14 protein-coding genes and 1 pseudogene are annotated in these 14,872 nt (G+C 76.3%); 10 read left to right on the top strand and 5 right to left on the bottom strand.

Going from position 1 to position 14,872, the window contains the following annotated elements; genetic code table 11:
* Nucleotides 1-13: 13 nt before the first annotated feature.
* Nucleotides 14-637, bottom strand: coding sequence for an aa3-type cytochrome oxidase subunit III (gene ctaE / locus ACQPYN_RS19415; RefSeq protein WP_274190215.1), 624 nt, complete (start codon nucleotides 635-637; stop codon nucleotides 14-16).
* A 215-nt stretch (nucleotides 638-852) separates the two neighbouring features.
* Between ctaE and ACQPYN_RS19410 the strand changes: the two genes are divergently transcribed.
* Both ACQPYN_RS19410 and trpD read left to right on the top strand, forming a co-directional pair.
* Nucleotides 853-1,269: a hypothetical protein gene (locus ACQPYN_RS19410; protein ID WP_433026254.1), complete on the top strand. Its 417-nt coding sequence runs from the start codon at nucleotides 853-855 to the stop codon at nucleotides 1,267-1,269.
* On the top strand, nucleotides 1,266-2,348 hold the full coding sequence (gene trpD, locus ACQPYN_RS19405; protein WP_433026251.1) for an anthranilate phosphoribosyltransferase: 1,083 nt from the start codon (nucleotides 1,266-1,268) through the stop codon (nucleotides 2,346-2,348). Before ACQPYN_RS19410 ends, trpD begins: the two co-directional genes overlap by 4 nt.
* Here trpD and ACQPYN_RS19400 read toward each other — a convergent pair.
* The 3 genes from ACQPYN_RS19400 to ACQPYN_RS19390 form a co-directional block, all read right to left on the bottom strand.
* On the bottom strand, nucleotides 2,345-2,623 hold the full coding sequence (locus ACQPYN_RS19400) for an Lrp/AsnC family transcriptional regulator (protein WP_274190212.1): 279 nt from the start codon (nucleotides 2,621-2,623) through the stop codon (nucleotides 2,345-2,347). The two genes, trpD and ACQPYN_RS19400, sit on opposite strands and share 4 nt — an antisense overlap.
* A gap of 64 nt (nucleotides 2,624-2,687) precedes the next feature.
* Complete coding sequence (locus ACQPYN_RS19395) at nucleotides 2,688-4,430, bottom strand: DEDD exonuclease domain-containing protein (RefSeq protein ID WP_433026248.1); 1,743 nt, start codon at nucleotides 4,428-4,430, stop codon at nucleotides 2,688-2,690.
* Between the two features lie 91 nt (nucleotides 4,431-4,521).
* Entirely contained in the window at nucleotides 4,522-5,559 is a 1,038-nt protein-coding gene (locus ACQPYN_RS19390) for a hypothetical protein (protein ID WP_433026246.1), read from the bottom strand.
* Between ACQPYN_RS19390 and ACQPYN_RS19385 the strand changes: the two genes are divergently transcribed.
* From ACQPYN_RS19385 to ACQPYN_RS19365, 5 genes and pseudogenes are all read left to right on the top strand, one after another.
* Nucleotides 5,558-5,920, top strand: a complete 363-nt coding sequence (locus ACQPYN_RS19385) for an NYN domain-containing protein (protein ID WP_433026243.1) — start codon at nucleotides 5,558-5,560, stop codon at nucleotides 5,918-5,920. The two genes, ACQPYN_RS19390 and ACQPYN_RS19385, sit on opposite strands and share 2 nt — an antisense overlap.
* A 132-nt stretch (nucleotides 5,921-6,052) precedes the next feature.
* Nucleotides 6,053-6,337: a hypothetical protein gene (locus ACQPYN_RS19380; RefSeq protein WP_433026240.1), complete on the top strand. Its 285-nt coding sequence runs from the start codon at nucleotides 6,053-6,055 to the stop codon at nucleotides 6,335-6,337.
* A 250-nt stretch (nucleotides 6,338-6,587) separates the two neighbouring features.
* Nucleotides 6,588-7,664: an NlpC/P60 family protein gene (locus ACQPYN_RS19375; protein WP_433026237.1), complete on the top strand. Its 1,077-nt coding sequence runs from the start codon at nucleotides 6,588-6,590 to the stop codon at nucleotides 7,662-7,664.
* 58 nt (nucleotides 7,665-7,722) lie between these two features.
* The gene (locus ACQPYN_RS19370; RefSeq protein WP_433026235.1) at nucleotides 7,723-8,613 is read left to right on the top strand and encodes an alpha/beta fold hydrolase; all 891 of its coding nucleotides are present in this window, start codon (nucleotides 7,723-7,725) and stop codon (nucleotides 8,611-8,613) included.
* 56 nt (nucleotides 8,614-8,669) lie between these two features.
* A pseudogene (locus ACQPYN_RS19365) lies at nucleotides 8,670-9,814 on the top strand (glycosyltransferase family 4 protein).
* Nucleotides 9,815-9,890: 76 nt separating this feature from the next.
* On the opposite strand, the gene ACQPYN_RS19360 reads toward ACQPYN_RS19365, so the two are convergent.
* On the bottom strand, nucleotides 9,891-11,684 hold the full coding sequence (locus ACQPYN_RS19360; RefSeq protein ID WP_433026233.1) for an AMP-dependent synthetase/ligase: 1,794 nt from the start codon (nucleotides 11,682-11,684) through the stop codon (nucleotides 9,891-9,893).
* Nucleotides 11,685-11,822: 138 nt separating this feature from the next.
* Between ACQPYN_RS19360 and ACQPYN_RS19355 the strand changes: the two genes are divergently transcribed.
* From ACQPYN_RS19355 to ACQPYN_RS19345, 3 genes are all read left to right on the top strand, one after another.
* Nucleotides 11,823-12,227, top strand: a complete 405-nt coding sequence (locus tag ACQPYN_RS19355) for a polyketide cyclase / dehydrase and lipid transport (protein ID WP_433026230.1) — start codon at nucleotides 11,823-11,825, stop codon at nucleotides 12,225-12,227.
* A gap of 85 nt (nucleotides 12,228-12,312) precedes the next feature.
* Nucleotides 12,313-12,741 (top strand): SRPBCC family protein, encoded by a 429-nt coding sequence (locus tag ACQPYN_RS19350; protein WP_274190203.1) that lies wholly within the window; start codon nucleotides 12,313-12,315, stop codon nucleotides 12,739-12,741.
* Nucleotides 12,741-13,973, top strand: a complete 1,233-nt coding sequence (locus ACQPYN_RS19345) for an ArsA family ATPase (protein ID WP_433026227.1) — start codon at nucleotides 12,741-12,743, stop codon at nucleotides 13,971-13,973. The genes ACQPYN_RS19350 and ACQPYN_RS19345 overlap by 1 nt, the downstream gene beginning before the upstream one ends.
* Nucleotides 13,974-14,872: the final 899 nt, after the last annotated feature.

Genomic DNA, 14,872 nt, shown 5'->3' with positions numbered 1-14,872 from the left:
TCGCCGACACGGGTCAGCGGATGAAGTAGATGACCGCGAACAGGCCGATCCAGACCACGTCCACGAAGTGCCAGTAGTACGAGACGACGATCGCCGCCGTGGCCTGCGCCGGTGTGAACCGACTGAGGAACGTGCGTGCTATGAGCAGGATGAACGCGATCAGGCCGCCCGTAACGTGCAGCGCGTGGAATCCGGTGGTGATGTAGAAGACGGACCCGTAGGAGCTGCTGGAGATCGTCGTGGCGTGCTCGGTGACGAGGGTGTGGTACTCGAAGACCTGCCCGAGCACGAAGATCGTGCCCATCACGAACGTGATCGCGTACCAGCGCCGTAGGCCGAACACGTCGCCGCGCTCCGCCGCGAACACGCCGTACTGGCACGTGAACGACGAGGCCACGAGGATGATCGTGTTGACCAGCGCGTACGGCACGTCGAGCTCGGTGGGCTCGGGCGGCCATCCCTCCGTGGCGTTCGCACGCGCGACGAAGTACATGGCGAACAGCCCGGCGAAGAACATCAGCTCGCTGGAGAGCCAGATGATGGTCCCCACGCTCACGACGTTGGGCCGGTTGAGGGAGTGAATCCTCGCGCTGAAGGAAGGCGCCGGCGCACCCTGGGCGGTCGTCACGGGCGTCATGATGACACCTCCGCCCGACACCAGCCCGTCGGGGCGAGGGCGGATCGTGCGGTGTTCGGGGGACGGTCCGCACCCTCCGCGACCTGCACGCCCCTCACCTGCAGGTTCTCCTACCCGTCGTCGTACGTCGATTCGTCGTACCGATCGCCGGGCGTGGCGCGGCGGGTGGTCGTGGGGCTCGGTGCCCGTGGGGCCCGCCGGATAGCATCCGCCCCATGAGCGCCCCGAGCCCCACACTCACGGTCGTGGTGATGAGCCATCGTCCGGAGGTGCGCGAGGCCATCTCCAGCGCAGTGGGGCGCCGCCCCGCGCCCGACCTCCCGCGACTGCGCTTCGTCGAGGCGGAGAGCATCGGGGACGTCCTCGGCTCCTTCGACGCCGGCGAGATCGATCTCGCGGTCCTCGACGGCGAAGCGCAGCCCACCGGCGGGATGGGGGTGTGCCGCCAGATCAAGAACGAGAGCGACGACCCGCCGCCGATCATCGTCGTCGTCCGGCGCCGCGACGACCACTGGCTCGCGACCTGGTCGCAGGCCGACGCCGTCCTCGTGCAGCCGCTGGACCCGGTGACCGCCGCCGAGACCGTCGCCACCGTCCTGCGGGAGCGGGCCGCGCCCGCCGTCCGCGGGTGACGGCCGCGGTGGGGACGCCGGTCGCAGAGGTCCCGAGCTGGCCGGGCCTGCTCGGGCGCCTGCTGGCGGGCCACGACCTCGCCGCGGACGACACCGAGTGGGCGATGGACCAGGTGATGTCGGGCGAGGCGTCGCCCGCGCAGGTCGCGGGGTTCGTCGTGGCCCTGCGGGCCAAGGGGGAGACGGCGCCGGAGATCGCGGGGCTGGCGACGGCGATGCTCGCCCACGCCCGGCCCGTCGACGTCCCCGGCCCCGTGGTCGACATCGTCGGCACCGGCGGGGACGGCGCGCACACCGTCAACATCTCGACCATGGCGGCCGTCGTGATGGCGGCGGCCGGCGCCAGGGTCGTGAAGCACGGCGGGCGCGCCGCGTCGTCGCAGAGCGGGTCGGTGGACGTCCTCGAGGCCCTCGGCGTGCCGGTCGACCTCGGTCCCGACGCCGTCGCCCGCTGCGTCGCCGAGGTCGGCATCGGGTTCTGCTTCGCCCAGGTCTTCCACCCGGCGATGCGCCACGCGGGCCCGGTGCGCGGCCAGCTCGGCGTGCCGACCGCGTTCAACCTGCTCGGCCCGCTGACCAACCCTGCCCGCCCGGGCGCGGCGCTGATCGGGTGCGCCGACGTGCGCTTCGCGCCGATCCTCGCCGAGGTGCTCGCCGCGCGCGGGGACCGCGCCGTGGTCGTGCGGGGCGACGACGGCCTCGACGAGGTCACCACCGCGACGACGACCACCGTCTGGCACGCCGGGCCCGGCGGGGTGCGGGTGGAGACGCTCGACCCGACCGCGCTGGGCGTGCCGGTCTCCGGCCCGGGGGCGCTGCGGGGCGGGGACGCCGCCCACAACGCCGCGGTGGCCCGCGCGGTGTTCGCCGGCGAGCCCGGCGCGATCCGCGACGCGGTGCTGCTCAACGCCGGCGCCGCGCTGGCCGCCCACGAGGAGTCGGTCACCGGCACGGCGATGACCGACCTGCACGCCGGCGTGGCGGCCGGGATGCGCCGCGCCGCCGGGGCGGTCGACTCGGGGGCCGCCGCGGCGCTGCTCGAGCGCTGGTCGGCGGTCGCCCGCGCCGTGCGTGACTAGTCGAGTCCCATCGAGAACGCCGAGGCGTCGTCGCTCGAGGAGTAGGAGCGGAAGGCGATGTGCGTGGAGGTGCTGCGCACCCCGGACACGCGGCTCAGCCCGCCGGCGATGACGTCCGCGAGCTGCTCGTGCTCCCGGACGCGGACCACCGCGACCAGGTCGACGTCGCCGGCGCAGGAGTAGACCTCCGCGACGCCGTCGAGGTCCGCGATGGCCTGGGCGGTCTCGGGGATGTGGTCGGCGTCGGCGTGGACCAGCACGAAGGCCGTGATCAACGGGCCCTCCTCGTCGCTCGGGTGTGGCTCGGGGACCGGCCGCCCGGCCCCGGGTGCCGCGAGTCTAGGGCGGCTCGCCCGGCGCCCCCGCAGGCTCGCGCCGCGCCTCGCGGGCCCGCCCGACCCAGCCGGCCCAGGCGCCGGCCCCCGCGGCCGGCATCGCCCAGGGGGTGGTGGTGCGGACCATCCGCGTCCCGGGCCGTTCGAGCCAGCGGGTGACGACGGCGACCTCCTCGGGCGGCGCGCCGCACAAGGGGCCGTCGCCGGGGCGCACGGTCTCGGCGGAGGCCACGAGCGCCTCGACCACCGGCATCGGCGGCACGCCCCGACGGGCCCGCCCGGCCGCCGCCAGGCGGCCGTGCCGGACGACCGCGAGGTCCCACCCGCGTTCCCCGTCCGGGCGGGCGGCGATCATCTCCGGCGCCGCGGCCACGGCGGAGAGGCGCTGGACGCGCCCGAGGGCGGCGGCGAGGTCGGCGAGGCGGTCGCGGTGGGCCGCGGCGTCCTCGAAGCGCTCGGCGGCCGCGAGGTCACCCACCGTCGCCGAGAGCCGGCGCAGCCCCGTGTCGTCGGCACCGCGGACCAGCGCCCGGGCGTCGTCGACCACCGGCCGGTAGGCCGCGACGTCCACGTGGCCCGCGCACGGCGCCCCGCACCGGCCCATCTCGTGCAGCGCGCACGGCGTCCCGGACGCACCGCGCGCCGGGATGCGCTGGGTGCACGGCCGCAACGGGAGGGCGTCCTGCAGGGCCTGGACGGCGGCCACGGCGTCGGGACGGCGCCCGAAGGGCCCGACGGCGTCGGCGCGCGGCGTGCGGACCACCGAGAGCCGGGGGAAGGGCTCGTCGGTGAGCGCCACCCACCAGCCGCGGTGCGGGAAGCGGGAGCGCCGGTTGTAGCGGGGCGCGTGCCCGGCGAGCAGGCGCAGCTCCCGGACCTCGGCCTCGAGGGCGTGGGCGCACACCACCCAGTCGACCCGCTCGACCAGCCCGATCATCTCCTTGATGCGCGCCCGCTTGTCGCCGCCGGTGAAGTAGGAGCGCACGCGTCGTCGCAGGTCGCCGCTGGTGCCGACGTAGAGCACCTCGTCGCCGGGCCCGCGGAACAGGTAGACGCCGGGCTGCTCGGGGACGGCGTCGGCCAGGTGACGCTTCGCGCGCTGGACCGGGCTGACCTCGACCTGCAGCGCCAGGAGGTCCTCGAGCGTCGACACGCCGCGGCCGCCGACGCGCTCGAGCAGCCCGTGCAGGACGTCGACGGTGGCCCGCGCGTCGTCCAGCGCGCGGTGGATCGGGCGCGTGCCCGCCCGGAAGAGCGCCGCCAGGGCCGAGAGCCGGCACGACGGCGCCTCGTCGCGGGACAGGACGCGGCGTCCGAGCCGTGCCGTGCACACCACCGCCGGGCGCGGCCACGACGGCCCGTGACGCCGGCACGCCGCGCGCAGGTGCCCGACGTCGAACGGCGCGTTGTGGGCCACGAGCACCGCCCCGGCGCAGAACTCCAGCAGGCCCGGCAGCACCGCGGACAGGCGCGGGGCGTCCCGGACCATCGCCGTGGTGATGCCGGTGAGCGAGACGATCTGCGGGGGCACGGCGACGCCCGGGTCGACGAGCGTCGCGAACTCCCCGACGATCTCGCCGCCGCGCACCTTGACCGCCCCGATCTCGGTGATCGCGTCCGAGTCGGGCGGCCCGCCCGTGGTCTCCAGGTCGACCACGACGAACGTCACGGCCGACAGGGGCGTGCCGAGCTCGCCGAACGAGAGCTGGGGGTCCGGACCGGTGACCGGACGGGCGGGGGCGTCCATCGCGGCGGGACGCTAGGGGTGCCCCCCGACAGTCCCGGGTCGAGCACGCGCCGCACCGGGCTCACCAGCCCGGACGGTCGCCCGGGCAGGGCTAGCCTGGGCGGTCATGGAGGCCGGTGGCGACGGTGCGACGACGGGGGCACCCGCCGCGGCCGCCTCCGGGGACGAGTCCGACCGGCCCGACGAGGCCGCCAGGGCCGCCGTCCGCGTCCAGCTCCTCGAGCGCGCGCCCGAGGCCGTGCGGGCCAAGGTGGCCGAGCTCGCCTCCGTGGCCGTCGGGCACATGCCCGTCACCGACCTGCCCCCGCCGGTGCGCGCGGTGTCCCGCTTCGCGCCGTCGAAGCGGGCCCGGGCCGGTGCGGGGCCGCTGCTCACGGCGCTGGGGAGCGCCGAGGGCTTCGCCGCGTCCGTCGTCGGCTGGTGGACCGAGGAGCAGCCCGCACGGTGGCGCCCGGAGGTCCCCGACCCGGTGCACGCCGCGGCCGTGGCCGTGCTCGAGGGCCGGGACGAGGGCTCGGTCCTGGTCCGCGACCTGGGGGAACGCGCCGACGCCGCGCGCGCCCGCTCCGAGCGCGACGCCGCGGTCGCGAAGGTCGAGAAGCTCGAGGGCGAGGTGCGGCGGCTCACCGCGGACCGCGAGCAGGCCCGCGCCGCGGTCGAGGCCACCGCCGAGGAGAACCGCGACGAGATCGCGAAGCTCCGCGCCCGCCTCCGCGAGCAGGGCACGCGGGTGCGGCGCGCCGAGGACGAGGCCGCCGAGCTGCGGGCCGCGCGGGACGCGGGCGAGGGCGGGCTGCGCGCCGAGATGGCGGAGCTGCGGCGCGAGCGCGACCGGGCCCGCGAGGCCGCGGCGCACGCCGAGGAACGCGCGCGCCGTGCCGCCGACGAGCTGGCCGGGGTCCGGCGCGCGTCGGTCGAGGCACGGCGGGCCGACGACGCGCGCCTGGCCCTGCTCGTCGACACCGTCGCGGGAGCGGCCGAGGGCCTGCGCCGGGAGCTCGGCCTGCGCCCGGGGACTCCGGGCGCGGCCCGCGGAGCTGGTCGGGGCGGGGGCGACGGCGCCGAAGGCCCGGGTCACCGACCCGGCCGCGCTCGACCGGCTGCTCGCGCTGCCCGAGGTGCACCTCATGGTCGACGGCTACAACGTCACCAAGACGGGCTGGCCGGAGCTGTCGCTGGCCGCGCAGCGCGAGCGCCTGGTCGCCGCGGTCCAGCCGCTGGCGGCGCGCACGGGGGCCGAGACGACGCTCGTCTTCGACGGGGCGGGGATCACCGGGGTGCCGACGCACTCGGTGCGCGGGGTGCGGGTGCTCTTCAGCGACGCCGGCGTGCTCGCCGACGACCTCATCCGCTCCCTGGTCGGGGCGGAGCCGGAGGGCCGCCCGCTGGTGGTGGTGACCTCCGACCGCGCCGTCGTCGACTCGGTGCGCCGCAGCGGCGCCCACCCGGTGCCCTCCAGCGTCCTACTGGGCCGGCTCGCGCGCATCTGAGGGGCCCTGCGAGGTCAGGCGGAGCGGCGTTGTCGGGGGTCGCTCCTAGCGTGCGCACCATGACCCCGGACCTGCCGGGGGCCGAGGGTGTCGAGGCCGTCGAGAGGCCGTCGACACCATGGGGAGGCCGCTGTGCTCATCGACTGCGACACCTGCACGGTGCGCGACATCGCCTGCGACGACTGCGTCGTCGGGGTGCTGCTCGGCACGCCGACGGTCCCGGCCCGGGCCACGCCGTCCCCGGACGAGCCCGGCGGCCCGTTGCCGCTGGAGTTCGGCCCGGTGGAACAGCGCGCGCTCGAGGTCCTGGCCGACCACGGGCTCATCCCGCGGCTGCGGCTGGTGCCCCCGGCGGCGCCGCCGCGCGAACGTCCGGCCGGCGCTGTGGGGGCGCGGCGGGCCCGGGGCGTGGGGTGAACGCGCGCCGTCCGGCGCGCGCCGGGCCCTCCGCCGCCCGGGCGCCCACCGATCGCCGCCGCCGCGTGCGGAGGGCCGAGCACGGTCGGTTAGAGTCCGCGCACCCACCGCCGCCCGAGCACGGCGCGGTGGGCTCCGGATGGTGGCCGTCGGGGGCCGAGACGTCCGGTCCCGGGCCGTCCCGTGCGGGTGGCCGGAGGGTCCGGGGTCGCGGCTGTGCCGGGCAGCGCAGAGAGGACCCGACGACACCGTGGTGTCTCCCCGCCCCGCGGATCGCGGCGCTCGCCGCCGCCTCTCGGTGGCCGTGGTCGTCACGGCCGTCCTCGCGCTGCTCGCGTCCGGGGCGCTGCTCGGGGCCGGATCCGCGGGGTCCGCGTGGGCCGATCCCATCGTCCCGCCCGGAGCCTCCGACGCCGTCACGTCCCTCGCCCAGGCCAACGCCCGCGCGGCCGACGCCACGGAGGCGTCGCTGGACGCGGAGGAGCAGCTCGGGATCCGCCGGGGCGAGGCCGAGCGCACCCGCCGCGACGCCGACGCCGCCCGCGAGGTCGCCGACGCCGCCCGGGCCGAGCGCGACGTCGCCTTCGGCGCGGTCGACCAGGTCTCCCGCGCCGCCTACCAGGGCGGACAGCTCGACCCGCTGGGTGCGCTGCTGGGCGCGGAGTCCCCGCAGGCCTACCTGGACCGCACCTCGCTGCTGGACACCATCTCCGAGGAGAACCGGGTCCTGGTCCAGCGCTTCCTCGACGCCACCGCGGTCGCCGAGGGCGCCGAGCGCGACGCCGACGCCCGCGCGCTCGACGCCGAGCGTTCCGCCGCCGACGCGCAGCGCACCGCCGACGACGCCCAGCGCCGCAAGGACGACGCCGACCGCGAGGTCGCCGCGGCCGAGCAGGCCCTCGAGGACGCCTCACCCGAGACCCTGGCCGCGCTGCGCCGCGGCGGCACCACGAACTTCCCCACCGACATCGCCGGCACCGGGATCGCGATCGAGGCGCTGAAGGTGGCGCTGACCCAGCAGGGCAAGCCCTACCTGTGGGGCGCCACCGGGCCCAGCACCTACGACTGCTCCGGGCTGGTGCAGTGGGCCTACCGCCAGGTCGGGGTCGGGCTGCCCCGGGTGTCGCGCCAGCAGGCCCTGATCGGCATCCCGGTGTCCTTCCCGGACGCCCGGCCCGGCGATCTGCTGTTCTTCAACGAGCCCGTCACCCACGTCGGCTTCTACGTCGGCGACGGCAAGTTCCTCGAGGCCCCGCAGTCCGGCGACGTCGTCAAGGTCTCCGAGGTCCGCCGCAGCCTCTCGGGCGTGCGGCGCGTCGTCCTCTGATCGACCCGGCTGACTGCCTGATTGACACGGTCGTGGTCCGGGTCACACGCTCCGGACCATGAGCGCTGCCGACACGGTCACCGTGCCCCATCTCGGTTCCTCGACCATCGGGTACGCGCTCGCCGCGCCGTACGACGCGTCGCTGCCGACGCTGGTCCTCTCCAACTCGTTCACCACGTCGGTGGATCTCTACCGCCCGCAGTTCGCCGACGAGGAGCTCCGGCGCACGGCCAACCTCCTGGCGATCGAGCCGTACGGTCACGGCAGCACCCGCGCCGGGTACGCCGACTACACCTACTGGGACAGCGCGGCGGCCGCCCTCGGCGTCCTCGACGCCCTCGGCATCGAGCGGGCGTTCGTGCTCGGGACCTCCCAGGGCGGCTGGATCGCCGTGCGCATGGCGTTGCTCGCCCCCGACGTCGTCCAGGGCGTCCTCCCGCTCGGCACGTCGATGGACTTCGAGAGCCCGCGGAGCCGCGAGCTCGGCTGCTGGGACGGCATCTCGTTCTGCACCCCCGCGATCGACGCCCTCGCCGAGCCCGTCGGCGACGACTGGGTGATCCCCGTCGAGCTCGTCGACGCGGTGCTCGCGGAGGGCTTCGGCCCCGACGTCAGCGCGGAGGAGCGGGACTTCTGGCACAGGACCCACCAGCAGAACTACACCGGCGACGCCGGGCGCCGACGGCTCCGGACGAGCTCGATCAACCTGCGCGACCGCGACGGGCTGCACGGCCGGCTCGACGAGGTCCGGTGCCCGGTGCTCTGGCTGCACGGCACGGCGGACCCCGTGTACTCGGTGGCCAACGCCCAGGACGAGATCGGCCGCTTCACGCGCTCCCCGGAGGCCGAGCTGCGGATCGTCGAGGGCGGGCAGCACTTCCTGAGCGCCTCGCACCCCGAGGTCGTCGACGCGGCGGCGGTGGAGTTCATCCGCCGCTGGGCCCCGTAGCCCCTGCCCGCAGCCCGTCGCGGGGCGCGCCGGGGGCCCGTGACACGCTCCCGCCCGTGGCGCGCACGCTGCTGGTCACCAACGACTTCCCGCCCCGGCCCGGCGGGATCCAGTCCTACCTCCACGCCCTCGCCACGCACCTCCCGCCCGACGAGCTGGTGGTGCTCGCGTCCACCTGGGCGCGCTCGCCGGAGGCCGTCGAAGCGTGCCGGACGTTCGACGCGGCGCAGCCCTTCGAGGTGCACCGCCTGCCGACCACGATGATGCTGCCGACGCCCGGCGCCACCCGGCGGGCCGCGGAGCTCGTGCGCTCGCACGGGATCGACACCGTGTGGTTCGGGGCGGCCGCGCCGCTCGGGCTGATGGCGCCGGCGCTGCGACGCAGCGGGGCCGGCCGGGTGCTGGCGAGCACCCACGGGCACGAGGTCGGCTGGTCGATGCTGCCGGGCAGCCGCCAGGCGCTGCGACGCATCGGCGGCGACTGCGACGTCGTCACCACCGTCAGCCGCTACACGCGCGGCCGCATCGCGCCCGCCCTCGGCCCGGACGCCGCCCTCGAGCCGCTGCCGTCGGGCATCGACACAGCCCGGTTCCGGCCCGACCCCGGCGCCCGCGAGGCGATCCGCCGCCGGCACGGGCTCGGGGAGCGCCCGCTCGTGGTGTGCGTGTCGCGGCTGGTGCGCCGCAAGGGCCAGGACGTGCTGATCGCCGCCCTGCCGCGCCTGCGGACCGCGGTGCCCGGGGCGGCGCTGATGATCGCCGGCGACGGGCCCGACCGCGACCGGCTGCGCCGGCTCGCACGCCGCCACGGGGTGGCCGACCACGTGGTGTTCACCGGCCCGATGACGCCCGACGAGGTCGCGGGCCACCACGCCGCGGCCGACGTCTCCGCGCTGCCCTGCCGCACGCTCGGCGGGGGCCTCGACGTCGAGGGGCTGGGGATCGTGCTGCTCGAGGCCCAGGCGGCCGGGGTGCCCGTCATCGCGGGGCGCTCCGGCGGCGCGCCCGAGACCGTCCGGCCGGGGAGACCGGGCGCCTCGTCGACGGCCGCGACGCCACCGACGTCGCCGACACCCTCGCGAGCGTGCTCGCCGACCCCGACGCGGCGCGCGCGATGGGCGAGGCCGGGCGGCGCTGGATGCGCGCCGACTGGACCTGGGACGCCCGCGCCGCCCGCCTGCGGGCGCTGGCCGCCGGCTAGATCCGGCGCGCGAACGGGGAGTTCGTGCGCCTAGAAGCAGCGAACAGCGCGTTCGCTGCAACCAGGACCGAAGGGCTCAGCGCTCGTAGACCGCCTCGATGTCGGCGGCCCGGTTCTCGGTGATGACGTTGCGCTTGAGCTTCATCGTCGGGGTGAGCTCGCCGCTCTCCTCGGTGAAGTCGCTGGAGAGGATGCGCCACTGCTTGATCGCCTCGGCCTTGGAGACGGCGCGGTTGGCGTCCTCGATCGCGCCGGAGATCTCGGCCTGCAGGTCGGCGTCCTCGGCGAGGGTGGCCGCATCAGAGGCGTCCTTGCCGTGCTCGGAGCTCCAGCCCGGCAGGGCCTCGGGGTCGAGGGTGACGAGCGCCCCGATGTAGGGCCGGTTGTCGCCGACGACGAGGGCCTGGCTGACGAGGCGGTGGGCGCGCACGCGGTCCTCGAGCACCGCGGGGGCGACGTTCTTGCCGCCCGCGGTGACGATGAGCTCCTTCTTGCGGCCGGTGATCGAGAGGTAGCCGTCCTCGTCGAGGCTGCCGAGGTCGCCGGTGTGGAACCAGCCGTCGACGATCGCCGTGGCCGTCGCCTCCTCGTTGTTCCAGTAGCCGCGGAACACGACGTCGCCCTTCGCGAGGATCTCGCCGTCCTCGCCGATGGCGATCGTGACGCCGGGGATGGCCTTGCCGACGGTGCCGACCTTGATCGCCCGGTTCGGGTTGGCGGTGATCGCCGCGCTGGTCTCGGTGAGCCCGTAGCCCTCGTGGATCGGGACGCCGATGCCGCGGAAGAAATGGCCGATGCGCGCGCCGAGCGCCGAGCCGCCGGAGACCGCGCCCGTGCACCTCCCGCCCAGGGCGGCCCGCAGCTTGCCGAACACGAGCTTGTCGAACAGGGCGTGCTGCAGGCGCAGGACGAGGCCGGGGCCGCCCGCGTCGAGGGCCTCGCTGTAGGAGACGGCCGTCGCCTCGGCCATGTCGAAGATCCGGCCCTTGCCGTCGTTGTGCGCCTTGACCTTGGCGCCGTTGTAGACCTTCTCGAACACGCGCGGCACCGAGAGCAGGAAGTCCGGCTGGAAGCGGGGCAGCTCGGAGGTGAGCTTCTTCGTGTCCGCGAAGTGGCCGATCGTGTAGCGGTACTCCATCGCGGCGCACTGGATGACGCGGGCGAAGATGTGGGCGAGCGGGAGGAACAGCAGCGTCGAGTTCCCGGGCGCCATGAGGTCCGAGAACGTGTCGGCGACGGCGCGCACCTCGAACAGCAGGTTGCGGTGGGTGATCTCGCAGCCCTTGGGGCGGCCCGTGGTGCCCGAGGTGTAGATCAGCGTCGCGAGGTCGTCGGCGTGCACCGACGTCCGGCGCTCCTCCAGCGTCGCGTCGTCGAGGCCCGCGCCGGCGTCGCGCAGGGAGCTCACCGCGCCGTCGGCGCCGTCGATCTGCCACACGTGCTCGAGCTCGGGGAGCTTCTCGCGCAGGTTCTCGACGATGGCGCGGTGCTCGTCGGACTCGACGATCACGCCCTTGGCGCCGGAGTCGGACAGGCACCACTCGACCTGGTCGGACGACGAGGTCTCGTAGATCGGGAGGGTGACCGCGCCGGCCGCCCAGAGGGCGTAGTCGAGCAGCGTCCACTCGTAGCGCGTCGGCGAGATCAGGCCGACGCGGTCGCCGGGCTGCAGGCCGGCGGCGATGAAGCCCTTCGCGGCGGTGGCGACCTCGTCACGGAAGGTCGCGAACGTCACGTCCTGCCACTGGTCGTCGACCAGGCGGCGGTACGCGACGTCGCTGCCGTGCGCCTCGGCGTTGGCCCACGGCGCGGCGGTGAGGTTGTCGTCGTCGGCCACCTTGGCGGTCGCCGGCTCCGTGTACTGCTGCATCTCGCTCCACTCCTGCCCCGCGCGCCTCGCTGCGTCGGCTGTGACCATAGTCGCGGGGGACTACCTCCCGGTAGCCGGACAATCCGCCCACCGCGACCCCGGACGGCGCACGGCACGGCGCCTTGCCACGCTGGCGGCGTGGCGACCGTGGACGTGGTGGACGAGACCTTCCTCGCCGTGCCCCCCGAGCGCCTGGCCGCCGAGTTCGCCGACCCCGCCGCCTGGCGCCGGCTCTGGCCGGACCTCGCGCTCCGGGTGTTCACCGACCGGGGCGCGCAGGGCGTGCGCTGGAGCGTCGTCGGCGACGCCTGGACCGGGAGCATGGAGGTGTGGCTCGAGGCCGTCGGCGACGGCACGGTGCTGCACTGGTTCCTGCGGGTCGATCCGATCGGCGAGCCCCTCTCGCGCCGAGCCGCGACCCGCGAGGGTGTGCGTCGCCAACGGGCCGCGAAGGCCGTGGCGTTCGCGCTCAAGGACCGCCTGGAGGCCGGGCGGCCACCCGGTGTGCCGCCCGGCGGGGAGTCCCCGGTCACGTCCGTGTGACGGGGTGAGGTCGGGGTCACGGGTCACGTCCCCGGCCGCACGGCGCGTGCTGGCCGCCGGGGGCGCGGCGGTAGCCTCTCGCGCCATGGCCGACGAGTCGACGCAATCCATCACGATCGCGGCGCCGGCCCCCGACGTCCTCGGGGTCATCGCCGATTTCGACGCCTATCCCGAGTGGGCGGACTCGATCACCGCGGCCACGGTGCTCACCCACGACGACGAGGGACGTCCCGAGCAGGTCCGCTTCTCGCTCGACGCCGGGCCGATCAAGGACACCTACGTGCTGGCCTACGACTGGGTGGACGACGGCGTCACCTGGGACCTGGTCTCCGGCCAGATGCAGCGCTCCCAGCGTGGGCGCTACCGCCTGGCGGAGGACGGGGGGACCACCGAGGTCACGTACACGCTGTCGGTGGACCTCAGCGTCCCCCTGCCGGGCATGCTCAAGCGCCGTGCCGAGAAGCGGATCATGGATCAAGCGCTGACCGGGCTGAAGCGCCGCGTGGAGGGCTAGTGCGGGTCCTGCTGTTCACCGGCAAGGGTGGTGTCGGGAAGACCACCACGGCCGCGGCGACGGCGGTGGCGCTCGCCCGTGCCGGGCGCAAGGTGCTGGCCCTCTCGGCGGACCCCGCCCACTCCCTCGGGGACGCCTTCGCCGTGCCCCTCGACGGCGCCCCCGCCGAGGTCGCCCCCGACACCTTCCCGGGCCTCTTCGCGGCGCACATCGACACCCGTGCGCTCGTCGACGAGGCCTGGGAGCCGCTGCGCACCCAGCTCCGTACCCTGCTCGCCGGCGCCGGGGTCGACGAGATGGTCGCCGACGAGCTGACCGTCCTGCCCGGCGTCGAGGAGCTCCTCGCGCTCGAGGACGTCCGCCGGGCGACGGTCGACGGGCCCTGGGAGGTCGTGGTCGTCGACTGCGGTCCCACGGCGGAGACGCTGCGGCTGCTGGCCCTGCCCGAGGCGCTGGGCTCCTACCTGGAGCGCCTGTTCCCGACCCATCGCCGCGCGGTGCGTGGCGTGCTCGCGGGGATCGCCGGCAGCAGCGCGACGGTGGCCCGCTGGGACGCCGCCGCGGCGTCGCTGTCCCGCCTCGCCGAGCAGCTCGCGGGCCTGCGCGCCCTGCTCGCCGACCACCGCACGACGACCATCCGCCTCGTCCTGACCCCCGAGCGCGTGGTCGCGGCCGAGACCCGTCGCACCCTCACGGCGCTCGCCCTGCACGGGCTGCACGTCGACGGGATGGTCGCCAACCGGCTCGTGCCCGACGCCGGTCGGGGACGCGGCGAGGCCGCGACGTGGGTGCGGGCACGGCGCGCAGAGCAGGAGGCGGTGCTCGCCGACCTCGTCGGTGCCGGCGGGGACGTGCCCGTGCGCCGGGTGCCCCACCACGCCGGGGAGCCCGTGGGTGTCGACGCCCTCGCGGTGCTCGCCGACACCCTGTACGGCGACGACGACCCGCTCGACGGGCCCGTCGGGCGCGCGCTCGTCGCGGTGCGGCGGACCGCGGGCACCGGCACGCACCCCGAGAGCGAGTTCGTGCTCGACCTGCACGTCTCGGGGATCGGGGAGGCCGAGGTGGATCTCGCCCGCATCGGTGACGAGCTGGCGGTGACCGTCGACGGCCGCCGCCGCGCCGTGGCCCTGCCGCCCGTGCTCCGGCGCTGCGAGGTCACGGGCGCCGACCTCTCCGACGACCTGCTCTCGGTGGTCTTCCGCCCCGACCGCTCCGTGTGGATGACGTGACGGGGCCGCAGGGCGGGTCCGACCGCGCGGACCGGGACCACCTCACGGACGAGGCGCGGGCGACGGCGTCCGCGCTGCTCGACTGGCTCGGGACGCGGGTCGACGGTCTCGACGCCGGGATGCCGGACCCCGGGGCGGGGTCGGCGCGCCCGTCCCAGAGCCCCGGGCCGTGCACCTGGTGCCCGATCTGCGCGCTCGTCGCGGCATTCCGGGGCGAGCAGCCCGAGCTGACCGCCCGCCTCACCGAGCACGCCACGGCGCTGATGGGCCTGCTGCGGCTGATGGTGCAGGCACACCAGGACCCCTCGCACGGCCACCAGCACGGCCACCGGCACGGGCACCAGCACGGGCACCACGCCGCGCCGGGGCCGGCGGCGTCCACCACACCACCCCCGCCGCCCGGCTGGCCCGCCGAGTGGGGCGCGTGGGACGGCTGGGGTGTGGGTGCGCCCGACCCGGCTCCCGAGGACGCGGCCCGGGCGGAGGAGCCCGGACCCGAGCCCCACACCTCCGAAGCCGCCGCCACTCCGGAGCCCGCGAGCCCCCGGCCCACCCCGAGCCCGGCGGGCTCCCGCGCCCACGGTCGGCGGGTGCCGATCCGCCGGTCCTCGCCGCGCTCGGCCGCGTTCCGGGAGGCCCACACCACCGACGCTCCCGCCACCGACACGCCCGCCGCCGGGCCCACCACCCCGGCCGCCGGCCGGGGCGCCGCACCCCGGCCCGGGCCGAGGCCCCCGGGTGGCGGGCCCCGACCCGCGCCCCGGCGCCCCGGCGTCGCCTCCGGACCGCCGGCGAGGCCCACCGCCGCCGGCCCCGATCGGGCCGCCCCCGAGGCACCGGCGGCCCCGCCCCCGCGCGGCCCGCCCGCCCGACCGGCTCGCCCGCGGCCACCCCGCCCG

The sequence above is a fragment of the Actinomycetospora sp. CA-053990 genome, from assembly GCF_050948445.1.
Lineage (GTDB): Bacteria > Actinomycetota > Actinomycetes > Mycobacteriales > Pseudonocardiaceae > Actinomycetospora > Actinomycetospora callitridis.
The sequence above is the reverse complement of the archived record's forward strand: the minus strand, read 5'-3'. Positions and strand labels throughout refer to the sequence as shown.

Coding starts and splice junctions, on each gene's coding strand:
- ACQPYN_RS19390 (WP_433026246.1), bottom strand. CDS start 5,559: ATGAGGTGCACCTCGGGCAGCGCGAGCAGCCGGTCGAGCGCGGCCGGG.
- ACQPYN_RS19410 (WP_433026254.1), top strand. CDS start 853: ATGAGCGCCCCGAGCCCCACACTCACGGTCGTGGTGATGAGCCATCGT.
- ACQPYN_RS19360 (WP_433026233.1), bottom strand. CDS start 11,684: ATGCAGCAGTACACGGAGCCGGCGACCGCCAAGGTGGCCGACGACGAC.
- ACQPYN_RS19385 (WP_433026243.1), top strand. CDS start 5,558: ATGGTCGACGGCTACAACGTCACCAAGACGGGCTGGCCGGAGCTGTCG.
- ACQPYN_RS19370 (WP_433026235.1), top strand. CDS start 7,723: ATGAGCGCTGCCGACACGGTCACCGTGCCCCATCTCGGTTCCTCGACC.
- ctaE (WP_274190215.1), bottom strand. CDS start 637: ATGACGCCCGTGACGACCGCCCAGGGTGCGCCGGCGCCTTCCTTCAGC.
- ACQPYN_RS19395 (WP_433026248.1), bottom strand. CDS start 4,430: ATGGACGCCCCCGCCCGTCCGGTCACCGGTCCGGACCCCCAGCTCTCG.
- ACQPYN_RS19350 (WP_274190203.1), top strand. CDS start 12,313: ATGGCCGACGAGTCGACGCAATCCATCACGATCGCGGCGCCGGCCCCC.